General features: G+C 68.1%; 29 protein-coding genes and 2 pseudogenes. 19 read left to right on the forward strand and 12 right to left on the reverse strand.

All coding sequences use genetic code 11. The features are described 5' to 3' along the window. Nucleotides 1–155 precede the first annotated feature (155 nt). The 5 genes and pseudogenes from HNQ07_RS22895 to HNQ07_RS24580 form a co-directional block, all read left to right on the forward strand. Nucleotides 156–1,001: a MerR family transcriptional regulator gene (locus HNQ07_RS22895; RefSeq protein WP_184116182.1), complete on the forward strand. Its 846-nt coding sequence runs from the start codon at nt 156–158 to the stop codon at nt 999–1,001. A gap of 99 nt (nt 1,002–1,100) precedes the next feature. Continuing rightward, a complete protein-coding gene (locus tag HNQ07_RS22900; RefSeq protein WP_184116184.1) occupies nt 1,101–1,634 on the forward strand; it encodes a carbonic anhydrase in 534 nt (177 codons plus the stop codon). Nucleotides 1,635–1,689: 55 nt separating this feature from the next. Further along, nucleotides 1,690–2,775, forward strand: a complete 1,086-nt coding sequence (locus HNQ07_RS22905; protein WP_184116186.1) for an NmrA family NAD(P)-binding protein — start codon at nt 1,690–1,692, stop codon at nt 2,773–2,775. Between the two features lie 259 nt (nt 2,776–3,034). Further along, nucleotides 3,035–3,315 (forward strand): annotated as a pseudogene (locus HNQ07_RS24290) (transposase family protein); the annotation flags it as partial. Between the two features lie 66 nt (nt 3,316–3,381). Further along, nucleotides 3,382–3,571, forward strand: a pseudogene (locus tag HNQ07_RS24580) (hypothetical protein); the annotation flags it as partial. A gap of 116 nt (nt 3,572–3,687) precedes the next feature. On the opposite strand, the gene HNQ07_RS22910 reads toward HNQ07_RS24580, so the two are convergent. Then, the gene (locus tag HNQ07_RS22910) at nt 3,688–4,233 is read right to left on the reverse strand and encodes a hypothetical protein (RefSeq protein ID WP_184116188.1); all 546 of its coding nucleotides are present in this window, start codon (nt 4,231–4,233) and stop codon (nt 3,688–3,690) included. Nucleotides 4,234–4,349: 116 nt separating this feature from the next. On the opposite strand from HNQ07_RS22910, the gene HNQ07_RS22915 reads away from it, so the two are divergent. Then, a complete protein-coding gene (locus HNQ07_RS22915; protein WP_184116190.1) occupies nt 4,350–4,784 on the forward strand; it encodes a helix-turn-helix domain-containing protein in 435 nt (144 codons plus the stop codon). Between the two features lie 343 nt (nt 4,785–5,127). On the opposite strand, the gene HNQ07_RS22920 is transcribed toward HNQ07_RS22915, so the two are convergent. Then, nucleotides 5,128–5,544, reverse strand: coding sequence for a hypothetical protein (locus HNQ07_RS22920; protein ID WP_184116192.1), 417 nt, complete (start codon nt 5,542–5,544; stop codon nt 5,128–5,130). Between the two features lie 362 nt (nt 5,545–5,906). On the opposite strand from HNQ07_RS22920, the gene HNQ07_RS22925 reads away from it, so the two are divergent. Beyond that, nucleotides 5,907–6,404, forward strand: coding sequence for a hypothetical protein (locus tag HNQ07_RS22925; RefSeq protein ID WP_184116195.1), 498 nt, complete (start codon nt 5,907–5,909; stop codon nt 6,402–6,404). A gap of 316 nt (nt 6,405–6,720) precedes the next feature. Here the strand turns inward: HNQ07_RS22925 and HNQ07_RS22930 are convergent, their stop codons facing one another. After that, nucleotides 6,721–7,200, reverse strand: a complete 480-nt coding sequence (locus HNQ07_RS22930; RefSeq protein ID WP_184116197.1) for a MarR family winged helix-turn-helix transcriptional regulator — start codon at nt 7,198–7,200, stop codon at nt 6,721–6,723. Nucleotides 7,201–7,324: 124 nt separating this feature from the next. Here HNQ07_RS22930 and HNQ07_RS22935 point away from each other — a divergent pair, with 124 nt between their 5' ends. From HNQ07_RS22935 to HNQ07_RS22945, 3 genes are read left to right on the forward strand one after another with little or no spacing between them, the layout of a single operon-like run. Next, nucleotides 7,325–8,239 (forward strand): NmrA family NAD(P)-binding protein, encoded by a 915-nt coding sequence (locus tag HNQ07_RS22935; RefSeq protein WP_184116199.1) that lies wholly within the window; start codon nt 7,325–7,327, stop codon nt 8,237–8,239. Between the two features lie 37 nt (nt 8,240–8,276). Further along, complete coding sequence (locus HNQ07_RS22940; RefSeq protein ID WP_184116201.1) at nt 8,277–8,801, forward strand: cupin domain-containing protein; 525 nt, start codon at nt 8,277–8,279, stop codon at nt 8,799–8,801. A gap of 2 nt (nt 8,802–8,803) precedes the next feature. Beyond that, a complete protein-coding gene (locus HNQ07_RS22945; protein ID WP_184116203.1) occupies nt 8,804–9,706 on the forward strand; it encodes an NmrA family NAD(P)-binding protein in 903 nt (300 codons plus the stop codon). Nucleotides 9,707–9,784: 78 nt separating this feature from the next. On the opposite strand, the gene HNQ07_RS24540 is transcribed toward HNQ07_RS22945, so the two are convergent. After that, the gene (locus HNQ07_RS24540) at nt 9,785–9,937 is read right to left on the reverse strand and encodes a substrate-binding domain-containing protein (protein ID WP_375790390.1); all 153 of its coding nucleotides are present in this window, start codon (nt 9,935–9,937) and stop codon (nt 9,785–9,787) included. 189 nt (nt 9,938–10,126) lie between these two features. Between HNQ07_RS24540 and HNQ07_RS22955 the strand changes: the two genes are divergently transcribed. Then, entirely contained in the window at nt 10,127–10,339 is a 213-nt protein-coding gene (locus tag HNQ07_RS22955; RefSeq protein ID WP_184116205.1) for a hypothetical protein, read from the forward strand. Nucleotides 10,340–10,462: 123 nt separating this feature from the next. Here HNQ07_RS22955 and HNQ07_RS22960 read toward each other — a convergent pair whose 3' ends face one another. From HNQ07_RS22960 to HNQ07_RS22995, 8 genes are read right to left on the reverse strand one after another with little or no spacing between them, the layout of a single operon-like run. Further along, nucleotides 10,463–11,146: a phosphonate C-P lyase system protein PhnL gene (locus HNQ07_RS22960; protein WP_184116207.1), complete on the reverse strand. Its 684-nt coding sequence runs from the start codon at nt 11,144–11,146 to the stop codon at nt 10,463–10,465. Next, on the reverse strand, nt 11,143–11,898 hold the full coding sequence (locus tag HNQ07_RS22965; RefSeq protein ID WP_184116209.1) for a metallophosphoesterase family protein: 756 nt from the start codon (nt 11,896–11,898) through the stop codon (nt 11,143–11,145). The genes HNQ07_RS22960 and HNQ07_RS22965 overlap by 4 nt, the downstream gene beginning before the upstream one ends. Beyond that, a complete protein-coding gene (locus HNQ07_RS22970; RefSeq protein ID WP_184116211.1) occupies nt 11,895–12,506 on the reverse strand; it encodes a DapH/DapD/GlmU-related protein in 612 nt (203 codons plus the stop codon). The genes HNQ07_RS22965 and HNQ07_RS22970 overlap by 4 nt, the downstream gene beginning before the upstream one ends. After that, on the reverse strand, nt 12,506–13,318 hold the full coding sequence (locus HNQ07_RS22975; RefSeq protein ID WP_221275307.1) for an ATP-binding cassette domain-containing protein: 813 nt from the start codon (nt 13,316–13,318) through the stop codon (nt 12,506–12,508). Before HNQ07_RS22975 ends, HNQ07_RS22970 begins: the two co-directional genes overlap by 1 nt. Continuing rightward, the gene (locus HNQ07_RS22980; protein WP_184116215.1) at nt 13,308–14,267 is read right to left on the reverse strand and encodes an alpha-D-ribose 1-methylphosphonate 5-phosphate C-P-lyase PhnJ; all 960 of its coding nucleotides are present in this window, start codon (nt 14,265–14,267) and stop codon (nt 13,308–13,310) included. The genes HNQ07_RS22975 and HNQ07_RS22980 overlap by 11 nt, the downstream gene beginning before the upstream one ends. Further along, a complete protein-coding gene (locus HNQ07_RS22985; RefSeq protein ID WP_184116217.1) occupies nt 14,264–15,364 on the reverse strand; it encodes a carbon-phosphorus lyase complex subunit PhnI in 1,101 nt (366 codons plus the stop codon). Before HNQ07_RS22985 ends, HNQ07_RS22980 begins: the two co-directional genes overlap by 4 nt. Further along, the gene (gene phnH, locus HNQ07_RS22990; RefSeq protein ID WP_184116218.1) at nt 15,365–15,922 is read right to left on the reverse strand and encodes a phosphonate C-P lyase system protein PhnH; all 558 of its coding nucleotides are present in this window, start codon (nt 15,920–15,922) and stop codon (nt 15,365–15,367) included. After that, entirely contained in the window at nt 15,922–16,383 is a 462-nt protein-coding gene (locus HNQ07_RS22995) for a phosphonate C-P lyase system protein PhnG (RefSeq protein ID WP_221275308.1), read from the reverse strand. The genes phnH and HNQ07_RS22995 overlap by 1 nt, the downstream gene beginning before the upstream one ends. Before the next feature lie 282 nt (nt 16,384–16,665). On the opposite strand from HNQ07_RS22995, the gene phnC reads away from it, so the two are divergent. The 8 genes from phnC (at nt 16,666) to HNQ07_RS23035 (ending at nt 25,286) form a co-directional block, all read left to right on the forward strand. Further along, complete coding sequence (gene phnC / locus HNQ07_RS23000; protein WP_184116219.1) at nt 16,666–17,454, forward strand: phosphonate ABC transporter ATP-binding protein; 789 nt, start codon at nt 16,666–16,668, stop codon at nt 17,452–17,454. Between the two features lie 90 nt (nt 17,455–17,544). Further along, nucleotides 17,545–18,408 (forward strand): phosphonate ABC transporter substrate-binding protein, encoded by an 864-nt coding sequence (phnD, locus tag HNQ07_RS23005; RefSeq protein WP_184116220.1) that lies wholly within the window; start codon nt 17,545–17,547, stop codon nt 18,406–18,408. 82 nt (nt 18,409–18,490) lie between these two features. Continuing rightward, on the forward strand, nt 18,491–19,318 hold the full coding sequence (gene phnE / locus HNQ07_RS23010) for a phosphonate ABC transporter, permease protein PhnE (RefSeq protein WP_184116221.1): 828 nt from the start codon (nt 18,491–18,493) through the stop codon (nt 19,316–19,318). Continuing rightward, nucleotides 19,315–20,493 (forward strand): alpha-D-ribose 1-methylphosphonate 5-triphosphate diphosphatase, encoded by a 1,179-nt coding sequence (locus HNQ07_RS23015; protein WP_184116222.1) that lies wholly within the window; start codon nt 19,315–19,317, stop codon nt 20,491–20,493. Before phnE ends, HNQ07_RS23015 begins: the two co-directional genes overlap by 4 nt. Before the next feature lie 11 nt (nt 20,494–20,504). Beyond that, nucleotides 20,505–21,065: an orotate phosphoribosyltransferase gene (locus tag HNQ07_RS23020; protein WP_184116223.1), complete on the forward strand. Its 561-nt coding sequence runs from the start codon at nt 20,505–20,507 to the stop codon at nt 21,063–21,065. 99 nt (nt 21,066–21,164) lie between these two features. After that, nucleotides 21,165–21,419 carry a hypothetical protein gene (locus HNQ07_RS23025; protein WP_184116224.1) on the forward strand — a complete coding sequence of 85 codons (255 nt, stop codon included), beginning with the start codon at nt 21,165–21,167 and terminating at the stop codon, nt 21,417–21,419. A gap of 654 nt (nt 21,420–22,073) precedes the next feature. Continuing rightward, entirely contained in the window at nt 22,074–24,563 is a 2,490-nt protein-coding gene (locus tag HNQ07_RS23030; RefSeq protein ID WP_184116226.1) for an ATP-binding protein, read from the forward strand. A gap of 105 nt (nt 24,564–24,668) precedes the next feature. Then, on the forward strand, nt 24,669–25,286 hold the full coding sequence (locus tag HNQ07_RS23035) for a DUF6624 domain-containing protein (protein WP_184116228.1): 618 nt from the start codon (nt 24,669–24,671) through the stop codon (nt 25,284–25,286). The last annotated feature ends 390 nt before the right edge of the window (nt 25,287–25,676 follow it).

The following is a 25,676-nucleotide window of genomic DNA, read 5'->3' on the forward strand; positions in this document are numbered from 1 at the left end:
GGGAACAGCGGCGCGATCAGCGCCCACAGGTCGTCAGGGACGAGGTGTTCGATCACATCTGCAGCCTAACCGCGGCAATTCTGTCCTCAGGCTCTAAGCAGCGGTATTGACCTTGACGCTGCGTCAACGTCTAGGCTCTGGCCCAGAGGGACGCCATGTATAGAATCGGTGAGTTTTCGATCATCGCGCAGGTTTCGGGGCGGTTGCTGCGCTACTACGATCAACTTGGGCTCTTCAGTCCGGAGCAGACTGATCCGCAGACCGGCTACCGCGCCTACAGCGCCACGCAGTTGCCACGGCTCAACCGCATTCTGGCCGCACGGGAGCTCGGCTTCAGCCTGGAGCAGATCGCCCGCCTGCTCGACCAGAACCTCTCCACCGATGAACTTCGCGGCATGCTCACCCTGCGCAAGGCGCAGATCGAGCGCGCCGCGCTGGCGGAAGCGGAGCGGCTGCGGGTCGTGGAATCACGCCTCCGCCAGATCGAGGACGAGGGCACACCATTCGTTCCGGACGTCGTGCTCAAGTCGGTGCCTGCTCAGCCGTTCCTGTCGCTGCGGGAGGTGTTTCCGGCCATCAGTGCCGTGAGACCGCTGATCCAGGCCATGCACGCGGCCGTTCCACGAATGGTGGGACGCAGCGTCCTCGGGCACGTGGCCCTGGTCATTCACTCCCCGGCCTTCGAGCCGGAGGCCCTCGACTTCGAAGTGGGCTACCTGCTGGCCGGGCCGGCACAGGACGCCGTGCAGCTTGAAGGGGGGCGTGTCCTGACGGTGAGCACGCTGCCGGCCATTGAGACGGCCGCAACGCTCGTGCATCTGGGGCCAAGCAGCGACACGCACCGCAGCTACGGCCAGTTGGCCGGGTGGCTGGAGACGCAAGGCTGGCAGGTGTTGGGGCCGGGGCGGCAGATCATGATGCAGCTGCCCCTGGACAGTCCGGACGCCGAGGCCGTGGTGGAATTGCATCTTCCTGTGCAGCGGCCTGCTCAAGGCACTTGACCTTAACGCGGCGTCAAGCCCCACGCTGCGGGAGTGGACGGAAACCGCCCCGGCCGGATCGATGCTACGGCCCGTTTCCGCCCCCGCAGGAGGACGGCTATGAACGTGACAGAGCAGTTGTTGGCCCGCAACGCGGCGTTTGCCACTGGAGACTTTGACCCCGGGCTGTCCATCATGCCCACCCTGAAGACAATGATCGTCAGCTGCGCGGATCCGCGGGTCGATCCTGCCCACCTGCTGGGACTGCAGCCCGGCGAGACGGCAGTATTGCGAAACGTGGGCGGAAGGATCACCCCACAGCTCATGGAAGAACTGTCGCTGCTCCAGTCGGTGGCCAGGAACCATGGAGCCACGCCCGGAGGCCGCTTCGACCTCATCGTCCTGCATCACACGGACTGCGGCATCAAATCTCTTGAGGCGCATCCCGATCGTCTGGCCGCCTACCTCGGCACGCTGCCGGACGAGCTGCCCACCAAGGCCGTGGGTGATCCGCGGGCGGCGGTGGCGGTGGATGTCGCGGCGCTGCGGGCCGATCCCCGTGTGCCCCGCGACTGGGTGGTGTCGGGTCTGGTCTATGACGTCCACACCGGTCGGGTCGAGGTGGTCATGCCGCCGGTCATCCGGACGGCATGAATTCCAGCGTCCGGAGTCCTCCCGACCCCCTTTCTCCCGACGAACAGGAGCAGGCATGAACACACCCCGCATTCTCGTCCTGACGGCCGCTGGCAAGACCGGCCTGCCCGTCGCCCTGCAGCTCCTCAACGAGGGCTTTCCCGTAACGGCGTTCGTTCGCCGCGAAGACGCCCGCAGTGCGCGCCTCCAGGCGCTGGGCGCGAGGATCGTCGTCGGTTCGCTCACCGACATCCACGACCTGCGCCGGGCCATGCCGGGCGTGCAGCGCGCCTACTTCTGCACGCCGATGGAGCCGGGGGCGCTGCGCGCGGCGGCCGCCTTCGCCACGGTGGCGGCCGAGCACCACCTGGAGAGCGTGGTCGCCATGAGCCAGTGGCTGGCCAGTCCGCACCACCGGTCGCTCCACACCCGCGAGACGTGGCTGGGCGATCAGCTCCTCGCGCGGCTGCCGGGCACGGCGGTCACCACCCTGAACCCCGGCTTCTTCGCCGACAACGACATGGCCGGTCTGCCCTTCGCGGCGCAGTACGGCCTGCTCATGCTGCCCTACGGCGCCGGCCGGAACGCGCCCCCATCCAACGAGGACATGGCGCGCGTTGCCGCCGAGATTCTGGCCCGGCCCGCGGGGCACGCGGAACAGACGTACCGCCCCACCGGCCCGGCCCTGCTGTCGCCGCAGGACATCGCGGGAATCCTGGCCAGGGTGCTGGGGCACCGGGTCGCCTACGTCGACGTGCCGTTTCCTATCTTTGCGAGGGTGGCCCGTGGTGTGGGCCTCTCGGATTTCGTGATTGCCCAGTACGAGCAGTACGTTCAGGACTACCAGCGAGACGCCTTCGCGCTCGGTGCTCCTACCGATGTGGTACAGCGCATCACCGGCCGGGCGCCCGAGGACTTCGAGACCATCGCCCGGCGCTACGTTGCCTCGGTTCCGGAGGGCACCCGCCGCCCCGCCACCCAGCTCCGGTTGCTGGGGAAGCTGACCGCGTGGATGCTGCGTCCGGCGCCACGGACGCGGCCCCACCTGGCGCTGGGTGACGTCCTCGATCCGGATCGATTGGGCCTGAGCGCACATTCACCCGACTGGCAGCGCAGCCATACGTCTGCGACGGCCCTGCTGGCGAGTGGGGCGGCGGACTGACCGAAAATGGGGTCAGGTCATGACCCTGGGTCGTCGGTGTCGACACCGGCACAGCCTTGCTGTTCTCGGACTGGCCAGAAATCCCACTGCGTTCGTCGTGCGGTAGTCGAGGATCGCGTCGGGCTCGCTGGCGCCAGCGCGTAGGCCGAGGGGCCGCAGTTCATCGGCGGTGGCGAGGTGCTCGGAGTAGGTCTGCCAGTAGCGGGGTATGTGTTGACATGGCTGGGTATGGCAGGTAAACCAAGTAGGCTGCAGAGTTGTGCTGGATCGGGAGCTCTACCGCCACCGTTTTCCCCTCAGCATCGTCGGCAATGCCCTGTAGCTGTATCACCGCTTCCCGCTCAGCCAGCGGGAAGCGCATGAGTTGCTGTTCGAGCGTGGCATGTCGTCAGTTACAAAATCGTGCGCCACTGGGACATCAAATTCGCCGCACAGTTCACCGAAGAACTGCGCCACCGGAAACCCCTACGGAGTTTCCGGTGGTTCTTGGAGGAGGTGTGCGTGAAGGTCGGAGAGGTCACCCACTGGTTCTTCTTGGCCAGAACAGCACCCGTATGGGACAGGCCGCTTCCTCGCTAGGCAGCCAAGGAACAGTGAGGGGACTCCGAATTCATCGACGTTTACCGAATCGAGTTCCGCCTGGACGTCATTTTCATAGGCACGATGGCACCTGTATGCGGCTTGCCCGCTGCCGGATGCTCGACGCAACCAGAAGCGGGGACACGACTTGGCGAGGAAGGCCGATGAGTCCAGACATGGTCAGGACGTCGTCCTGACCATAGAAATCATTCAGATCTAAACCCTGACCAAAAGGCGGTATGCCCATCGACAGGAAAGAACCACGGCTGGCAAGGGGCACATCCATGGGTTCGCCCGCATCGTCACGGGGCCGTTGCAGTGGGGGTGAAAGGCTCAGCCCAGCGAGGTGGATAGCGTCATGCGCTGGCGGGCATCCGCCCGACGTGTCCGCCCCAACGCCGTGAGCACCCACCGCGCCGGTGCCACGGCCTCCTCGAGCAGGCCGGACGCCTGCAGGATACGAATCGTCTGGTACATCAGCTCGCGGGCTGACGGGTCATACGCCGCGTTGTAGGCGTCACTCAGCTGTCGTGCCGTCGCACCGCCCGCCGGGACGAGCAGCAGCACCCGGGCCTGCCGGAGCGTCAATCCGGTGGCCACCCGCTCCCGCGCTCGGAGGCCTGTCGCCGTGATCGTCCACAGGGCGCGGGCACTCCGACCGGGGTGCCGGGTGATGTACCCGGCCGTCTGCAGTCGGGAGACCGCCGTGGCCCGCACGCCGTCTTTCACCGTGGGCAGGTCAGGCAGCGGACGGGCCTCGTGGGGATCGAGGGCGGCCAGGAGCAGGGAGGGGACGGAGCCCAGCTGCGGCGTGTACGGTTCGGAGGTGTGACGGCCCATCACCATGCCCTGTGCTAGCACGGACACCCGTGGCGTCATGGCACCTGACCAACGGGATGGAAGCGAGCGGTGGTGGACGTCGCAGAGCCACAAGAATGAGCACCTGATCACACTGTCCGTGGTCGGCCAAGTCGGTACCCTCCAGGAGTTCACCGATGACCTGGCTGCTTTCTTCACCCACCGACGTGCTGGCACAGCTGGAAACCACCGTCGTGCAGCGGTGGGCCGGAAGTGTCACCCAGTACGGCTGCCTGTGCTGTGGTGGGTTCGGTCGGCAGCGCCAGCATGTGATCCATACGCCGGACTGTGGACTCACGGTGCTCCGTGCTCACGTCGACGCCTATCTGGGCGGCGGTGAAGTGGGGGCCGCCGCCCGCGAGCGCCTGAGGGGACTTTCCGACCGGAACGCGCAGGTGCTCGCTCTGGTCGCAGAGGGCCTGACGAACAGGGACATCAGCGCACGGCTGGGGCTGTCCGACCGAACGGTGCGCAATTACCTTACGCAGATGTTTGCCGTGCTGGACGTACATTCCCGCACCCAGCTGGCGCGACTGGCCTGGCAGGCCGACCTGAGAACCTTGGTGGAGTGAGGGCGGCCCGGTGCGGCCGCTGGACTGACCCGTGGGATGGGTTTCAGGACGACCGCCTCTGCCACAGAATCCTCGCGTGGGCACTCAGGGACGGCGGTCATCGGACGCCCTGAGCGGTACGGCAGTTGCCCGCTCGAACAGACCACAGGTACCGAACGTGTTCCCGCGCTGTTACTCGAACAGCGCCACAGGCCCAGAGGAGCCCGGCTTTAAGCCTCCAGCCGAAAGTTCATCGATGGTGGCGAGGTTCGGGGGGTGGGCGTGCTTATAGCGGGGAATGGGTGTGGTCTTTTTCGGCATGGGCGTCCTCGTCCCCGTCCCCAGACTGGGGACGGGGTGGAGATCAGTCAGGGGTGCTGCGGTAACGGGGCATCCGTTTGTTCACGGACTCACGGGCCGCACCCAGAAGGTGACCGGTCGTCTCGACTGCCTGCCCGTTCACGTCGAGCTGCTGCGCGAGAACCTCCAGCCGGTGATCCAGGGGGCCGGAGCGCAAGACCTGCACCGTCACCGGGGCGACCGCGACCTCAAGGTCGCGCGGGGTGGCCGAGCAGGGCGCCGTGCGGGCCCCCGCGCTGAGCTGCGACTCAGCCAGTTGGAGCTGATCCATCAGGGAGCTGGGCAAGGCCCGGGAGCCGGGCCAGACGATGCCGGCCGGGAGGGTCACGGTGCCACCCTCGCCGATCAGGGCCACCATGCCCTGGACGACCATGAAGCTGTCGCTCGCATCTGGGCCATATTGGACGCGGTGGTAAATCATCAACTTGCCTCTAGCAGGGCAGTCGGGCTGGGCCGCGCGGCCACGTCCCGCCACCAAACACGCCTGTCCTGCCAGCTGGGGCGTGCACGACCTCGCAGGTCTCGGCGAGCAGTATGTGCACCATCCCGGTGAGCACGCGGCCGGTCACCCGCACACCAGTCTGTGCCGGATGCATGCCCTGTAGGATCTTGTTGGTGGCGTACAGGGCGCCCGCAGAGTCCGAGCGCACCACTGATCGCAGGAGGTCTCCTGCCCCGCGATCTCGCGGTCGAGGTGCTGTCGCTGGCTGTGAAAGGGGGGCAACGGACGCGGCACGGACGCCGTCGGAACCTCCTGGGCCGAGGCCGTATCGTGAGGTGGACATGAAGCCACGGGACGTGCGCGCTGCGATCATGGACGAGCTGGCCCTGGCCTGGCTGCAGGTGCCCGGCCATGCGTTCGTGTCGTGGGCGCTCGCCGAGGCGCATGGGCTGAACGTCCTGTCGGTGGGCCGGGCTCTGGTGGAACTTCGGGAGGCCGGGAGCGTCCTGCTGTACCGGCCGGATGGGGACGCGATGCTGGTCTCGGTGGTACTGACACCTCAGGGGCAGGTGGCGTGGATCCATGACCGGGCCGAGTCGTGCCTGCCGGGCGTGCGGGCGCAGCAGCGCCTGGTCTACCAGTTCCTGCAGCAACAGGAACCCATCTCGGCAGCGACGTTGGAGGCGTCCCTGGGGCTGCCGGCGCTACGGGTACATCAGTTGGTGCTGATCATGCGCAGCCTCGGGTCGGTGCAGGCGGCGGTGGATGCGGCGGGGCACTTCACGAAGATCCGGGGGCGCCGGTCTGTGGAGGGCGTTCGGTTGGTAGGTGGGGCGTGATGGTGGGTTCGGACTGATCAGTTCGCGCTGAGAAAGAGGAGTTCTCGGGCCTAGTAGGGAAGAGACGGTGTAAGGGGGAGAGGAGACCCGCTTGTGCTTCCGCCGCTTCGCCCAATTTCCCTCACCCGGTACAGATCCCCAGGCAGGTCGACGGCCGCGTCATGACGCGGACTCGGACGTCCCAACATGTCTCAGTCGGCAAGCCCTGACCGGAGCTCCTGACGGGCACCAGACCACTGCGTCTGGCGCCCGTCTTCGGGTAGACGTGATCAACAGGCCATGTATTTCCGTTGGCCCTGCACGTGATGCGATCCGATCAGTGGGGGAGCAGGCGGGTGAGGAGGCCCAGCAGCAGGGCCTGTTCCTCGGCCGAGAGGGCGGCGGTCACCTCGCCCTCCGCCCGATGGACGTCGGCCAGGGTCTGCTCCAGCAGGGCCGTACCGGCGTCGGTCAGGGCCACGCTGTGCTTGCGGCGATCGCTGGGATCGGCATCACGACGCACCAGGCCACGCTGCTCGAGCAGGTCGACCGTGCGCATGACACTGGTGCGATCCACCCCCACCCGCTGGCTCAACACGATCTGCGCCTGCGGTCCCTCACGCTGGAGCAGCAGGAGCAGTCCGTACTGACGGACGTTCAGCCCGTGGGGCAGGGTGACCTGTTCGGCCTGTCGGTTGAGCCGTTCTCCGACCTTGTTGATCACGAAGCCCAGGTGGTTCAGGAAGCTCGCCGGAAAGGTGGGGTCGCTCTCGGCGGGGGCGTCGGTGGGTTGACTTGAAGGCGCGGCCGCGGTCATGACTGTAGTATATCACACTTGAGATCGTCACAAGTGTGATAGTTTCAATGCGGATGATTCCAGTGCGCCACGTGGATCATCGTCCTACACCCATCCCGTCATCTCCTCCCCAAGGAGTCCAACCATGGCTCAGACCGTCCTGCTCGTCGGAGCCACCGGCATGCTCGGTGGCCGCATCGCCCATCACCTGCTCCTCCAGCCCGACACCACGGTGCGGCTGCTCGTCCGGGCCGCGGACACCCCAGCCAGGCTCGCTGCCCTCCGGCCCCTGCGTGACCAGGGTGCTCAGCTCATAGTCGGCGACCTCGCCGACACGGCCTCGCTCGACCGGGCCACCCAGGAGATCGACGTCATCATCTCTGCCGTGCAGGGCGGTCCTGAGGTGATCGTGGGCGGTCAGGTGGCGTTGGCCCAGAGTGGCGCCCGCCAGGGTGTACGCCGGATGCTGCCCTCGGACTATGCCCTCGACCTGTTCAATGCCACCCCCGGCGAGCACGCGATGTTCGACCTGCGCCGCACGGCAGACGAGCAGATCGCGGCCACAGGGATCGAGCAGGTCAACGTCCTCCAGGGCGCGTTCATGGAGATGTTCGCGCCTGGCGCCGGTGTTTTCGACTATGACGCCGGCACCGTAAGCTTCTGGGGGGACGGGCGCCAGCTCATCGACGCCACCAGCGTAGAAGACACCGCCCGGATGGTGGCGCGCGTCGCACTCGACCTGGGCGTGCCGGCGGGCAAGTTCGCGTTTGCAGGTGACCGCATTTCACTGCTCGACGCGGCCCGCGTCATCGAGCACCAGACCGGGCAGCCCTTCGCGCTCCACTCACTGGGTTCTGAAGCGGAGCTGCGCGCTGCACATACGGCTGCCCTTCAGGACACCTCGAATCCGTATGCTTCCGTGATGCTCGCCTATCAGCTGTACATGCTTACAGGGCAGACGAACCTGACACACCTCCAGAACGACCGCTATCCGGACATGCCTCTGGAGACCTTCACGCAGTTCGCCGCGCGGGCCCTGCCGCACACCTCGGTGGCGTGATTCACTGTTCCGCGCGCTCAGCCCTGAGGAGAATCCCATGACCGATTCAACGCCTTCTCTGGCCCTCCCTGGCTCCGTCGGCTTTCTTCATAGCGTCGACTCTGCTCCCGCCTACTGGTGGCTGGACATCCTCTGGATCGTCCTGGCGGACGCCCCAGCCACCGGTGGCCGCTTCTCCCTGATGGAGGAGTGGTTGCCCCAGGGTGCCGGCACCGGTCCGCACAAGCACACCTGGTCAGACGAAACGTACTACATGCTGGACGGCGAGATCACCTTCCTGATCGGCGACGAGATCAGGGTCGCCCGCACGGGTGACTTCCTGATGGTGCCCCGCGACACCCGACATGCGTTCCGGGTCGAGAGTGAAACGGCCCGCTTCCTGAATGGCTACACTCCTGCCAGTCTGGAGGCCGCTGTGATCGAGATGGCGATGCCCGCTCCCGAACGCGTGATCCCCCCCAAAGGCGCCACCCCGCCGCCGGCCATGACTCCTGCCCTGATGCGGCGCTACGGCATGGATACCGTGCCTGGACCAGATCCACTCCATCCGGAAGGTCACTGAGGATGACGAATCCTGACATCGTGTTGGCCGGTGCCGCCGGTGACCTCGGCACCCGGATCGCCCGCGCTCTCGTCCGCCGCGGCGATACAGTGCGGGCCCTGGTGCGTCCCGATCTCGCACCGGGTGACCGTGCCCACCTGACGGGCCTGGGCGTGACCCTCACGCCCGCCGATCCAGCGGACGTCTCGTCCCTGGCCGCCGTGATGCAGGGCGCCACCTGTGTCGTCTCCGCACTCAACGGCCTGCACGAGGTCATTGTGGATCGCCAGCGCGTGCTGCTCGAGGCGGCGGTGCGGGCAGGAGTGCCGCGCTTCATCCCCTCGGATTACTCGGAGGACTTCACCGCCACCACGCCAGGCGACAACCGCAACCTCGACCTGCGGCGCGAATTCATGACGTTGGCCGACCAGACTCCCCTCCAGGTGACGTCGATCCTGAATGGCGCCTTCATGGACATGCTGGGCGCCGAGATGCCGATTATCCAGCCCAGGATTCACCGGGTGCTGTACTGGATCAGCGCCGACCAGCCGCTGGACTTCACCACCAAGGATGATGTGGCGGCCTATGTGGCGGCGGCAGCGCTGGACGACACCACGCCACGGTTCCTGCGGATCGCCGGTGACACGCTCAGCGCGCGGGAGCTCGCCCGGGTGCTGAGCGACGTGACGGGTGAACCGTACAGAACGCTGCATGTCGGCAATCTGGGCCTGCTGGGGCTGATGATCAAGGTGGCGCAGCGGGTCGCCCCCCAGCCTGGCGAGCCGTTTCCGGCGTGGCAGGGCATGCAGTACATGCGCGACATGTTCAGCGGGCGGGGCAAGCTCCAGCCGCTCGACACGGACCGGTATCCGGAGGTGCGCTGGACGTCCGTGCACGAGCAGTTGAGCAACCACCGACCGGGGTGAGGGCGTCGTGTTGACATGTCCACGTCGGGGCTGCGGCCGGCGGTCTGAACCGCCCGTGACGCCTGAGACGCGCCGCGCTCACGTACTGGGTGGCTGGCAAGACCCGCGCGAGATCAGGGTGGTCGGGAGGCGGTGAACGCCCACCCCGCGTGCCGTGCCAGTGACGGCGTCAATGACCAGTTGTGCGGCCATGCGGCCCAGGCGCGTGGCGTCCTGCGCGATGACTGTCAGGGGCGATCAGGGTCGCCCAGCGGGCGTCGGTATAGGAGCGCCTCCTGAAGTGCTCAGGCGGCGCCGAGGAATGGAGATCCAGCGGAGCTTGGCCAGGCTGGGCGGGTGCGAACAGTGCCTGGGAACCGGCGGTCAGTTCCGGGCCGTGACCCATGAATCAACTCCTGTGCGCCGGCAGTACGCTTGGGTATGGCCACCAAACTGCGGATCATCCAGATTGACCGGGAAGAGATCGTGATCAAGGCCGCGACCGACAAGGTCATCACCGAGGCCAAGAAGGCCATGACGGCAGGTGGCGTCTTCACGGTCGAGAAAAAGGGTTGGGTGTATCACATCGCCGGGCAGCACATCATCCGGCTGGAAATCGAGCAGGACGATGATCAGGACGACGACAAGGCCTGAGGCCTGTCATCCCGCCAGGTGCTGTGCATGCTTGAGGGAAGGCGCCACCAGGGGTGATTGACGCCGGTTGGTTCGCAGCACGCCCGGCCAACCGCGTTGCTGACCTGCGTGTCCCGCCGCTGCTCAGCCTGCAGCATCGGCGCGCAGGGTCAACGCCCGGTCGATCAGCCCCGCCATGTCCTCCGGGTGGTGGAACACGCCGATCAGGGCCGTGCCGTCCTTCTTGAGCTGGGTCAGCCGCTCACGCAGGGCCGTCCGGGCGACGGCGTCGAGACTCGCAGTGGGCTCGTCGAGCAGGAGCAGCCGGGCTGGTAGAATCAGGGCGCGCGCGAGATTGACCTTCTGCTGCTCGCCGCCGCTGAAGGTGCTGGGGTAGGCCGTCCACAGGTCGCGTTTGAGTCCGAAGGTGCCCAGCAGGTCTTTGGCCTGGTCGTGGGCGTCCGGCCGGCCGTCGTCGAGCAGGGGCTCAGCCACCAGATCCACGGCCGTCACCCGCGGTCGCGGGCGCAGGAACTGGCTAACCATCCCGACCTCGCGGCGCCGCAGCAGGGTGATGTCCACGTCCGCCGCGCGAACCAGATCGATGCTGCCCAGGAGCGAGTGGTACAGCGCCTGCCCGCCGGTCGGCCGATAGGTGCGGTAAAGCGTGCGCAGCAGGGTGCTCTTCCCGACGCCGTTCGGCCCGGCCACCAGCAGGAATTCGCCAGCCTGAACCTGGAAGGTGAGCTGCGTGAAGGCGGGGATACGCCGACCGGTGTGGTGCACGTCGAAATGTTTGCTGAGGTTCCGGACATCGAGCAGGGTCATGGGTGCTCCTTGGAGGGCCGCTGGGCTCGGGCCTCGCCGCGGGCCGCCTGCCCACGGGCCAGCAGCAGGCCGAGTTCCATGGGCAGGGCACTGCGGAGGATGGCATCGGTCGCGCCCGCCAGGTCGTAATCCACCCGGCACAACTCCACGTGGAGGTTCGCCAGGTCGAGCACCGCGAATCGGGCGCGTGGGTCGCCGTTCACACTGCGCCCCACGGATCCCGGGTTGATGATCAGGGTCTCGGCGCAGGAGTGCACGAAGGCCTGGTGGGAATGGCCGAGTATCACCACGTCTGACTTCAGCTGCCGCGCCAGCGCTTCGAGGACAGCGGGAACGTCCGGGGTGAGCTGTTCGTCGAGGCGACTCAGCCCGCCATGCAACACCGTGACGCTGTGCCCGGCCAGGGGCAGGCGCATCAGGCGGGGCAGGCCGCGCAGGTACGCCCGGTGCTCCTCGAGCAGCTCGGCCTGCGTCCACTCCAGCGCGGCGCGGCGCAGGATCTCCGTGTGCGGCGTGCCGGGCGTGAGGTTCGCGCGGGTCAGCCGCCAGCCACACGCCTGATCCTGGTTGCCCAGCACGCTGGGAATGGCCTCGGCCCGCAGGCGCAGCACCAGGTCGTTCGGGTGGGCGGCATAGCCCACCAGGTCGCCGGCGCACAGGGTCGTGTACACCTCGAACCGGCCCAGTTCGGCCAGCACGGCGTCCAGCGCATGCCGGTTGCCCTGGATGTCCGCAATCAGGCCGATCCTCACGCGTATCGCTCCACAAAGGTATGGACGTTCCCACGCAGGTCGTCCAGGCGCTCACGGAGCTGCTCATGCGTCCAGTCCCACCACGCGCTGGCCAGCAGCCGATCGGCGGTCGGTTCGTCGAAGCGCCGACGCAGGAACCGGGCGGGCACGCCTGCCACCACGGTGTACGGGGCCACGTCCCGCGTGACGACCGCGCCGGCGCCGACGGCCGCCCCGGTGCCGACGGTCACGCCGGACAGCACCGTGACGCCGTGGCCGATCCACACGTCATGCCCGAGGGTCACCGGTCGGGCGCGGCGGCGCTCGAAGAACGCCTCGTCGTCCTCACCCAGGCCGTAGTCGGCAGCGCGGTAGGTCAGGTGGTGTGCGGTGGGACGTTCCAGCGGGTGGTTGCCGGGATTCAGGCGGACGCCGGCCGCGACCGAGCAGAACTTCCCGACCACGCTGTGAATCGCCTGGACGCCTTCCATCACGTAGGAGTAGTCGCCCAGCACCATGTCGGTGAGGTGGCACCCTGCCGCGACCTCCGTCCACGCGCCCAGGCGGCAGTCCTGGACGACGGCGCTCGGGTGCACGGTGGGCTGGACGGTCAGGCGGGACGCGGGCATCACAGCTTGGCGTGCACGAGCTGCTGGGTGTAGGGGTGCAGCGGATCCTCGAGCACCTGATCCACCAGACCGACCTCCACCACCTGCCCGCCGCGCATGACCATCACGCGGTCGGCCAGGGTGCGGATTACGCCCAGATCGTGGGACACGATCACCATGGCTACGTCCAGTTCACGCCGCACGCGCCGCAGTGTGTCGAGCACCAGGGCCTGCACGCTGACATCCAGGCCGGTGGTGGGCTCGTCGAGCAGCAGCAGGGCGGGCCTGAGCGCGATGGCCTTGGCGAGCTGCACCCGCTGCTGCATACCGCCCGACAGCTCGATCGGAGGATCATCCAGCCGGGCCAGCGGAAACTCGGACGCGGCGAGCGACACCCGTCCGGCCTCGCGCAGCGCCGCGAAGGACCGCTCTCCCGCCAGCACCAGGCGCTCGGCGACATTCCCGGATGAGGTATGCCGCATGCGCAGGCCCAGGTACGGATTCTGGTACACGATCCCGATGTGCCGCACGCGCAGCTCACGCCGCTCGAAGCGCGACAGGCTCAGCAGGTCACGGCCAGCGTTGCCAGGAACGTCCAGGTGGTAGGTGCCCGCGTCGACGCCCTCCTCGAGGTTCAGGACGCGCAGCAGGCTGCTCTTGCCGCTGCCGCTCTCGCCCACGATGCCCAGCACCTCGCGGGGGTGCACGGTCACGTCCACGCCGGCGAGGGCCGTGACCGAACCATACGAGCGCGTGAGGCCACGCGCCCGCAGCACCGGCGGTGCGAGCATCAGCTGCGGCGCCAGCAGATCACCGGGAAGCTCAGCGGTCAAGGACGCCGTCATGGTAGAACCTCCCCTCGTCGTCGAAATAGGTGGCGCCTGGCGCGGTGGCCTCGCCCTGCTGACGTCGCAGCAGCGTCTCGCCGTAGCCGGCGTCGGACAGCTCGAAGCGCGAGCTGCCGTCGTCCTGGGGCAGCTCGTTCATGAACTTCTGCCGCGCCCCGGTGCGGAAGCACGCCTTGCCGGCCATGTCCTCGACCCGGTAGGGCACATCGTCGAATTGCAGGGGCCGCACGTCGGTATAGGGCGGCACGGCGTACAGCCGCTTCTCGCGTCCGGCCGAGAGAATCGTCAGGTGGGCGGCCTGGTGCAGTTTCGGCACGTCCCAGCGCGGAATGGGACTCGGGCTGATGACGTAGCGGCCGTGCACCAGCGCCGGGTAGCTCGCGCCCTGGATGATCCAGCCGTACTGCACCAGCTGCTCGTATAGGCCCAGCCACATCAGCCCGTAGTCGGCGTCGGCGTGCAGCTGCCGCGCGGCAGAGATGTCGCTCTCCACGGCGCGCAGCGGTTCGGGATCTGGCACCTGCAGCACCAGCACCTGCCCGGCGCGCAATACCTCTTCCGGTACGCGGTGGCGGGACTGGATCAGCGTGGCCTGGGTGGCGTCGGTGGTCGTGGGCACCCCGGTCATGCGGGCAATGAAGCGGCGCAGGTTCGCGGCGTTCACGGAGTCGTCGGCGCCCTGGTCGATCACCTTGACGGTGTCGTCCGGGCCGACCAGGGCGAGCGTGGCCTGGAGCCCGCCGGTGCCCCAGCCGCGCGCGATGGGCACCTCACGGCTCGCATACGGGATCTGGTGCCCCGGCAGCGCGACCGCCCTGAGCATGCTGCGGCGCAGCTCCCGCTTGGCCGACTCGTCCAGGAAGGCGTAGGTATGGTCTTGCCAGGGATGGGCGAGGTCAGCGAGGGTCGGCGTGGAAGGCGAGGCGCTGGTCATGCGCCGGCCTCCGCCGCGGTCCGGTTTACGGCGCCCGGATCGGCGCGCACCTGCCGCATGGCCTCCAGCGCCGACTGGAACGTCACGTAGTGCGGGAGTTTGAAGTGAATGCAGAAGCCTGAGGCCTCGACGCCCTCGGTGTGGTACAGCACGAATTCCGGCGTGTGGGCCGGATGGGTCGGGGCCCCGCTGTGCGCCTGCCGGTTCATGTTCATGTCCAGGGTGGCGGCGGCGATGGTCTTGACCTCGTTCCAGCCGAGTGTGGCGCTGAAGCCCAGGGCCAGCTCCGGGCGCGCGCCGTCGCCCGCGAACTCAGTGACGATCTCCGCCTGCGAGACCCGCACGCGGCCGGCGCTGAACACCGTGCCGGTGACCGGGTGGATCAGCTGGACGTCGGCGTACCCAAGACGGACTTCGTTCACCGTCGGGTGGATCAGGCCATACCCGCGCATGATCGAGTACCCCAGCGCGAGCGTACCGCCGGTGTCCGAGCGGGCGAGCCCCTGGAGCAGCTGGGCGCGGGGGGCGGGAAACAGCAGGGGCTCACGGGTCTGATCCGGGATCTGATCCGGGGAAACGTCCTCGGGTGTGACAGGGGGCAGCAGGCCCGCCGCGCGCTGCCAGTCGGCCAGGGCCGGGTAATGGCGCGGCGCCGGCGCGGCGGCAGCCTTTACGACCATATGTCGGGTTTCTCCGCGCTGGATCACGCCGAGGTCGAGCACCCGGTGGCTGTAGTCGAGCGTCGGGCCGAGCACTTGACCGCCAGGGATGTCCTTGAAGGCCGCCGAGATGCGCCGTACCGTCAGCACGCCACCCTGCTCGGTGATGCGGGCGTACGCGAGCCGGGGCTGGGTGGTGCGGTAGGCGCGCAGCAGCAGCGTCGCCTCGTAGAGGTCGCCGCCGGTCTGCGCCAGCGCCAGCGCCGCGAGCTCCGGCGCATACAGTGACGCTTCGCCCATCACGCGGTCGAGCAGGTAGGGCAGGGCGTCCTGCACGGCCTGCACCCGCGCCGGGGTCAGGGGGCCATTGAGCCCGTGGAAGAGGGCCTCGGCCTCGAGGATGGCGGCCTCTCCGCCCCGGGCGGCGACGTACGCCATTCAGTCCACCTCCACACGGGTGGTGCGTGGCAGGCCGGCGACCGCGTCTGGTGCCACCAGGAAGGCGTCCCAGCCCAGGGGGTACGACAGCGCGGCCAGCCGCTGCGTCCAGAAGGCCGGCGGCAGGCCGAGCGCGGCGCGGCGCACGCCGGAGATGCCGGGGCCCCGCAGGGTGACAGCGTCTCCCACGAAGGTCGTTCCGATGATCACGGTCGCGGCGCGCTGGGGTTCCAGGGGATCGCCGCGCCGCGCTTCGCGCAGGGCAGCCAGCGCGGCGTCATCGAGCACAGGAAAGAAGATGTAGTCGGCCTCGTGGGCCGGCAGCGGACGGGCGCCCGTATCGCCCAGGCGGGCGCGCAGGGCGGCGTCAGGCGTGTGGAAGCTGGTCTCCAGGTCGAGCAGCGTCTCGCCGATCAGCGCGAACGGGTCGTGGCCGGCAGGCAGCGCGATCACCTCGCCCGGACTGGAGAGGGCGGCCAGGAGGGCGCGGAAGGTCACCAGGGTGCGGGCGGCCATGGGCGTCTGGGTGGGCGCGGCGTGAACCGGGTGGACCGTCATCAGAAGGTCTCCATATGGACGCGGGTGGCCTCGACCTGACGCAGCAACGTGTCGGTGTCGTGATCCTGCTGCGCGGCGTGCTGAACCAGGAAGGGACGCAGCAGTCCCTCGAAGCCGCCGTGCTGCGCGGCCAGATCGAGCAGGGCGACGGCCAGCGCCTGCTCCAGGTCGCGGCCCAGGCACGCGCCGTAGCCCGTCAGGTTCGCCTGCCGCACGTGGCCCTCGGCGACCAGCACCTCGCCGAGGTGGAAGGGCGCGCCGCTCACCGTGTCGCGGTAGGGCAACATGACCAGTCCAGTGCGGTTGTGCACGACGTTCAGTGGGCCGTGACGCTGCAGATCCGGGAGGACCTGGTCGGCGAGCGCCTTGACTGCGTGGGCCGGGGCTGCCGCGAGCACGCTCAGCCAGCGGTGCTGATCCCAGGGGGCGGACATGGCCCCAGCCGTGGTGTCGTCGCTCATTTGCCCTCCTCGGCGCCACGCGGATCCGCTCCACCTGAATGGAACCCGGCCGCTGACGTTGCTCCCGAACGTAGGCGCGGCGGGTCAGCGGACCGTCACCGCGCGGTCAGGGCCGGGTCAAGGCGGTTCAGCGGCAGCGGCCGGAGGGAAACGCGCGCCGACAAGTCCACAGGCGTCTGGCGAGGGCAGGTGCCGTTGGGGAACACCTGACCGTCGGCTGATCGCCCGGTGACCTCGCACTGACGTTGGCCGCCTAGCGTGGCGAACGGTGAGGAGGCGACGATGATCGAAACCAGAGCGCTGCACGTGGCCTTCCGTGGCCGCCCCGCGCTACACGACGTGAGCGTGGCGTTCGGGGGAGGCTTCACGGCGATCATCGGGCCGAGCGGGGCGGGGAAGAGCACCCTGATGCGGGCCATGAACGGGCTCGTGCCCAGCACCTCAGGGCAGGTGCTCCTCCAGGGGGAGCCGCTGGGCCGGCGCCACAGCGCCGCGCTGCGTTCCCAGCAACGTCAGCTGGGCATGGTGTTTCAGCAGTTCAATCTGGTGCGCCGCCTCTCCGCGCTGGACAACGTGCTGCTGGGCCGCCTGGGCCTGCTCAACCCCCTGCTGGGCACGCTCGGCATCGTGCCGCGCGCTGAACGTGCCTACGCGCTGCACCTGCTCGACCGGGTCGGGCTGGCCGACCACGCCTGGAAGCGCGCGGATCAGCTGTCCGGCGGGCAGCAGCAGCGGGTCGGGGTGGCCCGCGCGCTGGCCCAGCAGCCGAAGATCATCCTCGCCGACGAACCGATCAGTGCCCTGGATCTGCGCAGCTCGCACGAGGTGATGACCATCCTGCAGGACATCCAGGAGCGCGACGGCATCGCCGTGATCGCCAACCTGCACTTCCTCGACACCGTCCGCACCTACGCGGGCCGGGTCGTTGCCCTCAAGGCCGGGCGGCTGGTCTTCGACGGTCATCCCGCACAGCTGGATCGCGACCTGATCCGCGATCTGTACGACCACGAGACTCCGCCCGTGCTCGAGGGCGCCGTCGCGGCGCCGAACCTGAGTTTCGCGCCTGCGTGATCCGCACACGGTGTTCCACTTCTGCACCACATCCCCCGTCGACCCTCAGATTCCCGTGCAACGTCACGCCCTGAGCGAAGGAGACTGACCATGAGCCACAAGATGCTGACCGCGCTCGCCCTTGCTGCCACCCTGCTCGGCACCGCCCACGCCCAGGACAAGATTGGATGGCCCACCGTCATCAACTTCGGTCTGATCCCGACCGAAGGCAGCTCGGCCGCCGAGGAACGCTTCAAGCCCCTGTTCGACTACATCGAGAAAAGCATGGGCGTTCCTGTCAAGGCCTACGTCGGCGCGGACTACGCGGCCGTGATCCTCGCCATGCAGAACAAGAAGCTCGACATCGGCTACTTCGGCCCCAAGAGCTACATCGAGGCGGCTGACCGTGCCGGCGCCGTGGCCCTGGTCAAGGACAACGCCATCAGCGGCGGCACCGGCTACAACTCCATCCTGATCAGCAAGGCGGGCGGCCCCATCAAGACCTTCGCGGACGCCAAGGGCATGGATTTCGCCTTCGTGGATCCGAACTCCACCAGCGGCTATCTCGTGCCCCTGTCGCACTTCCTGCTGGACCTCAAGGTGAAGCCCGAGGAGTACTTCAAGCGCGTGACCTTCGCCGGTTCGCATGAGAATGTCGTGCTGGGCGTCGCGAACGGCACCATTCCGATCGGCGCGACCAACAACCTCGACCTCGACCGCGCGGTCGAGAAGGGCGCAGTGAAGAAGAGCGACCTCACCGTCCTCTGGACGAGCAAGGTCATCCCCAGCGGCCCGATTGCCGTCCGCAAGGATCTGCCCGTCTCCTTCCAGAACGCGCTGAAGGCCGCGCTGCTGAAGTTCAACGATGCCAAGGGCCTCGAGCAGCTCCAGCTCAAGGGCTACGCCGCCGCCGCGGATGGCGATTACGATCCCATCCGCGATCTGAACAAGGTCACCCAGGCTGCCAAGAAGTAAGGTCCAGATACAGGCCGGATGCGCTGGGGACACGTTCCCAGCCGCCGGCCTGCCCTCAATGCCCCCTGATGAGGACTTCTGAATGCTGCAACCCCGTGTCCTGACCCCCACCCCACCGCCCGAGGTGCGCCGCCGCAGCCTGGGCCAGTTCATAGCCTGGGCTGCCGTGCTGCTCGTCGTCGGGCTGTCCTTCCAGGGGAGCGAGGTGAACCTGGGTTCGCTGCAGGGCGGCCTGGGCAACTCCTGGCGCTACATCTTCGGGGATCCCGCCCGGCCGCAGAGCGGCTTTTTCCCGCCGGACTTCTCGCGCTTCGGGATCTACCTGACGCAGATGCTGCTGACCGTGAAGATGGCGGTGCTCGGCACGGTCGGAGCGGTCGTGCTGTCGCTGCCGCTGGGCTTTCTCGCGGCGCGCAACACGTCGCCCAGCCCGCTGGCCTACCAGCTCACGCGGCGACTGCTCGACCTGCTGCGCGGCCTGAACGAGTTCGTGCTGGCGCTGATCTTCGTCGCGGCCGTGGGTCTCGGGCCGTTTCCGGGCATCCTGGCGCTGGTCTTCCACACGACCGGCATCCTCGGCAAGCTGTTTGCCGAGGGCATCGAGGACATCGACGAGGGGCAGGTCGAGGCCGTGCGGGCGACCGGCGCGCATCCCCTGCAGGTGCTGGGGCGCGGCGTGTGGCCGCAGATCGTGCCGCACGTCCTGTCGATGACCATGTACCGCTTCGAATCGAACGTCCGGGCCGCGACTGTGCTCGGTCTGGTCGGCGCCGGCGGCATCGGTTTCTACATCACAGAGGCCATCCGGGGCTTTGACACCCGCGCGGCGAGCGCGATCCTGATCATCATCCTGGCGAGCGTGTTCCTGATCGACTTCCTCAGCGCCAAGCTGCGCGAGCGGCTGCAATGACCGCGCTGACCACCGGCTGGATCGAGAACGCCCGGCTGATCCTGCCGGATGCCGTGATCGACGGCGGCGCCGTGCTGCTCGAAGACGGGGTCATCGCCGACCTGCGCGAGGGCGGCGCGCCGGCCCCGGCCCTGGACGCCCGCAGCATGACGCTGCTGCCCGGCCTGGTCGACCTGCATGGCGACATGATCGAACGCGAGCTGGAGCCGCGACCTGGCACCCGCTTCGACCACGATCTCGCCCTGATCGAACTCGACAAACGCCTCGCGGCGAGCGGCGTGACCACCGCCTTCGCCTCGCTGAGTTTCGCCGACGGTCTGGGCCTGCGCAGCGATTCGCGGGCCGAGGGCATGATCCGTGACCTCGCCCGCTACCGTTCAGAGCTGCTTGTCGATCATCGGGTTCATGCCCGCTACGAGGTGTCGAATACCGACGCCATGTTGCCCCTGCTGGCGCTGCTGGACGAGGGCCACGTCGATCTGGTCTCGCTGATGGATCACACGCCCGGGCAGGGGCAGTATCGGGACATGGAGACCTACGTCGCCTACACGGCCCGCTGGCTCGGCCGCCCGGCCGAGGAGGTGCGCGCCCTGGCCCACGCCCGACTGGACGCTGGCCCGGGTGAGATGTGGCACCTCGCCCAGGCCCTGTCGATCGCCGCCCATGAGCGCGGCGTTGCGCTCGCCTCGCACGACGACGACACCGCTGAGAAGGTGGCGCTGCTCGTCGCCCTCGGCGTGACCATCAGCGAGTTCCCGGTCACGCTGGAGGCCGCGGTAGACGCGACGGCCCGCGGGCTGAGTGTGTTCATGGGCGCGCCGAACGCGCTGCGCGGCACGTCGCACAGCGGCAACCTCTCAGCGCTCGACGCCCTGGAGGCCGGCGCGCTGCACGGTCTGGCGAGCGACTACTCGCCCATGGCCATGCTGCACGCCGCGTGGCGGGTGGCGCGTGAGGGCCGGTGCCCGTGGCCGGCGGCCATCGCGCTGGTGACGGACACGCCGGCCGCCGCGACCGGCCTGGGTGACCGGGGCCGCCTTGAGGTCGGCTGCCGAGCGGATCTGGTGCTCGTCGAAGAGACGCCGCGCCCCCGCGTGCGCATGACGGTCTGCGCGGGGCGGCCGGTCTACCACGACGGCGCGCTCGCTCCACAGCGCGTGCTGGCCGGCGGCTGAGTGGCATTCAGATGACGCTGGGGGTGCTGGAGCTGCTCCGGCAGGCCGGCGCGCTCCGGCAGGGCCATACGGTGCTGCAGGGCGGCGCCCATGCGGACGGCTGGATCGACAAGGGCCCGGTCATGCGCGATCCCGGCACGCTGGATGAGGTGGCCCTCCTGCAGGCTGGGCAACTGCGTGGCGCGTGGCCGGACGCGACGCTCCTAGTGGGTGTGCCGGAGTGCGGCGCGGTGCTCGCGGCCTTTGTCGCGCGGCATCTGCGCCTGCCGGTGGCCTTCGTGCGTGTCGGCGAGGCGCCGGCATGGCACCGCATGCACGTCCCCGTGGCGCCGCAGCGTGTGGTGATCGTCGAGGATCTGATCGGCACCGGGCGGGGCGTCCGGACGGCTGCCGCGTTCCTGGAGGGCGAGGGTCACACGGTGCTGGGCGTCAGCGCGTGGATCAACCGCGCCGATCTGTCGCCCCTGGCCAGCCAGACCCTTGCGGCGACCCCCTATCCAGGCGTCCCTGAGAACCGCTGCCTGCACTGTGCTCAGGGAGCGCAGGTCGCCTTCCGAGGGGTGCGCGAGTAGGCGGGTCGCGCCCCCCGACCATGACCACACACATGTCCTCATCTGCTACATGTGAGGCAGATGGCACGGTACAGGTACGAACCAGTTCAGGTTCTGGACATGGAGGCTCTTTCGGAGCGGCGCGTACGCATCAGCGTCATGCTGTCCACGCACCTGCAACCCGGCGATGAGCTGGATCTCACGCCGTACGGTCTGTGGCGCGTCATCGAGCTTGAGGGCGATCCCTCACCGGCCGTCACCACCGTCCTCGCCGTCATGGACGACGGGCACGTGGCGCTCGCGGATGCAGGTGGTGGACTGAACATCCTCGACCGAAACCTTAACGTCATGCACCATTACGGCGGGAACAACTGAAAGAGTCATTTGAGGAGATCGAGGATTCTGGCGTCGTCCATCGGTACGTGAGGCCAGGTGATCGACACGCCAGGACTGGCCAGTGGAAGTGTGACCGTCCGCCGCACGCAGAGAGGTCGTTCCTCAGCGGCCTATGTCCGATTCACCTGGCGCCATGAAGAGTGTCCGGTACGCCGTGCCGAGAATCCACAGGCGCGGATCGAGCGGGCTCTGGGCGTGGCATTCCGCATAACGCACCATGGTCAGGAAAGCCCGCTGAACCTCTGATTCGACAGGAGTCGTGCCTACCCTGAATGCCAGCGTATAACGGCGGTGCAGTTCCCGAAGTGCGTCCTCATCGTGACCGCCAGCGCACGCAGCACGACGGCGTCCGTCGCTCCGCCCCAGCGGGTTGGATCTGGGGCGGCCGACATCATGATCCGAGGGTACTGCGCGTCCAGTCCAGGTGGACGTGGAACCCCACAAGGGTGGAGAAGCCATTCATTGTTGTCCCAGGAACCCGGCCACACCGAGGGCTGTCCCAACAGGAACACGCCGCCCTGGAATGCCGGTGGCGATCACCGCTCTCATTGCGTACCTCCTGCGAACCGCAGAGCGGATCTGCGCCCTCTCACACGGATCACCTCCTGTGTCCGCAGTACGCTGCGGGCACCCGTGGTGACCCCTCCTCGCGCCCTTCCTGACCTCTCCCTGCTCCAGGAGCTGGCCGACCCGATCGTTCTGATCGATGCGGCCGGTTCCCTGACGTTCATTAATGCCCCGGCAGCCGCGCTGTTGGGGGGCGGGGCCGCTGACCTGCTGGGCCGAACCCTGTCAGAGATGCTCCCGCAGGCTGGAACGGCCCTCGAAGGAACCCAGGCGCCCTCTGGCCCTATTGGTGTGCCGCCCTTTGAGGTCGGTGAACTGGCCTCCGGGCGCTGGTGGGCCGGCCGCGCTTCGCCCCATGCGGGCGGGCTGCTGGTGCATTTCTGGGACGTCACCGAGCGCCATACCGCGCAGCGCCGGCGCGACGTCCTGTTGAGTGTGACGCTGGCGCTGGGGGAGGTCACCGGCGTTGACGAGGTGGTGAGCACGGCCCTGGCCGCTGGCCTGCCGGCCGTGGGGGCGGCCGCAGGTGCCGTGCTGCGCCGGACTGGGGATGGGGAGGCCCTTGAACTGATCGGAGCCCGAGGCTATCCGGAGACCCTGCTGAACGCCTGGCGGACGGTACCGCTGAGTTCCCCATTGCCGGCCCTGGACGCGTGGCGCGAGGAGGCACCCGTCTACCTCACCGCGCATGACCTGTCCGTTCGCTCCGCAACGCTCCTGGGCCACACGCGGCCCACCACCCACGCCCTCGCGGCCCTGCCCCTGCGCGCCGAAGGCGCACTGCTGGGAATCCTGGCGCTGTCCTTTGACACCGAGCGCACGTTCGACCCCGCGGAGCGGGACTTCATGCAGTTGCTCGCGGGCCAGGTCGCCCAGGCCCTGGGACGGGCCCAGACCCTCGCGGCGCGCGACGCCGCCCTCACCACGCTCGAACGTGAGCGCACGCAGCTGTCCGCCATCCTGGATCAGATGCCGGTGGCCCTGTGGGTGGCGGAATTGCCCAGCGGCCGCCTGATTGGGGGCAATGCGGCCATCCACGAGGCGCTCGGGCTGGACTTCCTCCCCGCCGACAGCATCGACGGCTACACCCAATACCGCGGCCTGCATTCAGACGGCCGGCCGTACGCCGCCCACGAGTGGCCCATTGCTCGCACCATCCAGAGCGGGGAGACCATTGCGGGGGAAGAGATCGAGATGCACCGTGCAGACGGCACCCGGGTACGCGTGCGCTTCGCCTCCGCGCCCATCCTGAATGCGCAGGGTGAACCCGAACTCGCGGTGGTGAGTGGGATGGACGTGACGGCGCTGCACGACCTGAGCGTGACCCTGGAAGCCCGGGTGGCCGAGCGGACGGCGGGCCTGGACGCGTTCGTGCAGTTCACCGAACGGTCGGCGGCCACCACGACGGTGGATCAGCTGGCCCGGGCCGCCCTGTCGGTCATGCGCGCCACGCTCGGGAACGTCAGCGTCGCCTACTACGAGCTGGAAGGCGGGTTGTGGCGGGCCCGGGTGTTGTCGGAGGATTTCGCGCCTGCCCTGGCAGAGCTCGTGCGCCATGGACTTGCCCGCGAAACCCCTGGGTTCGACGAGGCGGCCCGGACGGGCGATGCGGTGTTCATCTCGAACTGGGATGAGGCACAGGGCATCGGGCACACTGAGGGATACGGCGCCGGAGCGTTCTATCCCTGTGCAGTGGGGAGCGAACTCCTGGGCATGCTGGCCGTCGGCACCCGAGCGGGCACAGACTTCACGGCGCGCGAGCGCGCCGTGATCCGCGCCCTGGGTCGATCCCTCACCCTGGCGCTGGAGCGCGCGCGGACAGGCGCGCTGATCGCACAGCAACGCGATGAACTCGACTCGCGGGCTCACGCGCTCAGCGTCGCCAACGAAGACCTGGACGCGTTTGCTTACTCGGTCTCCCACGATCTGCGGACGCCGCTGCGCCACATCGTGGGCTTTCAGGAGCTTTTGACCAAAACCATTGGTACGACTCTGGCGCCAAAGCCAGCCCGCTACCTGCAGCTGATCGGTAACGCGGCGGCCCAGATGGACACGCTGATCGACGCCCTGCTCAATCTGGCCCGCACCTCACAGCACCCTCTACGGCTCCAGGCCGTGGATCTGGGGCACCTGGTACGCACCGTTCAGGAGGATCTGGCGGTGGACACCCAGAACCGGGTGGTCTCCTGGGCTGTCTCGCCCCTGCCGGTGGTGCCTGGCGATGCTGCGTTGCTGCGCCTGGTGATGAGCAACCTGCTCGGGAACGCCTTGAAATACAGCCGTCGGGAGGAGCAGGCGCATATCGAGGTGTGGGCTGAGGAACGTGCAGAAATGTGGGTCGTCAGCGTGCGGGACAACGGTGCCGGCTTCGACCCGCAGTATCAGGACAGACTGTTCGGTGTGTTCCAGCGCCTGCATCGCCCGGACGAGTTTGAGGGCACGGGTGTCGGTCTGGCCACGGTGCGCCGGATCGTTCAACGTCACGGGGGCGAGGTATGGGCGACCGCCGCAGTGGGACAGGGCGCCACGTTCGCCTTTACCCTTCCCAAAGCGTAGGGATGGATCAGATGTTGGTCGTGCTGGTCGCCTACGGCATGTACCGGCTGTGGTCAGACCTGGGTGTGATGTCGCAGGGGGTGCATGGGCCTCCTACACTGCACCATGCACCCCCTGCTGGAACACGCCGTTCACGCGGATCGGGAAGACCACGCGGCCGGTCATCGGGCTGGCACACCGGCGTACGAACAGATGAGGGAGCGCGACGGTACCCGCCGCGCCCTCGTGCACTCCCTCCTCACGACAGGTGTTCTCCAGAGTGCCGAGGACTTCTATGGGGCGGCCCGCCTGTTCCAGCACGGCGATGACCCCGCCGAGTTTGAGCAGGCCCATCAGCTGGCCCTCAAGGCCGCTGACCTCGGGCATCCGGACGCGAGATGGCTGGCAGCGGCCGCGCTTGACCGCTGGCTGGTGGTGCAGGGCCAACCGCAGCGCTACGGGACGCAGTATCTGAGTGATGGGGTGCGTCAGCGCTTGATGGACGTGGATCCGGCCACCACGGATGAGGAGCGCGCGCGTTGGAATGTGCCGCCCCTGGCCGAGCAGCGCCGCAAGGCCGCGGAGGCCACCCGGAACCACCCGCCCATTGCGTTGCCTCCGCATCTGCCGGACTGGTACCAGCAGGCGCTGGAGCGCTGGCAGGAGGCCGACGCGGCAGAAGAAAAGGACAATGCGGCCGGTGATGGGTCTGGGCCGGACTCCAAGGCTCGTAAGGAACCTTGAGGGGTGGGGATGACCTGCCCTGACGAGGGTCAGGGCGATAGGCTGGGGAATGACACGTGATTCCGAGGTTCGCAGGCGGTACGAAGACCTGGTGAAATCCGCCGTGGCAGGGCGCGCCGCAATGGCCGCCCAACAGGAATTGATGAGGGTACTCCATGAGCGGGGCCTCCTGGGGCCGGATGACGTCAACCGCGTGGAAACCGTGCGCAGAACCGAATTCGACCGGTTCGTGAGTCTGGTCTTGGACGGCCCTGGAGAAGGAATGAATTGACAGGCACCTGCGGATCCGCTTCTAAGAGCCTGAGGACAGAATTGCCGCGGTTAGGCTGCAGATGTGATCGAACACCTCGTCCCTGACGACCTGTGGGCGCTGATCGCGCCGCTGTTCCC

Origin of the sequence: Deinococcus metalli (assembly GCF_014201805.1) — a bacterium.
Lineage (GTDB): Bacteria > Deinococcota > Deinococci > Deinococcales > Deinococcaceae > Deinococcus > Deinococcus metalli.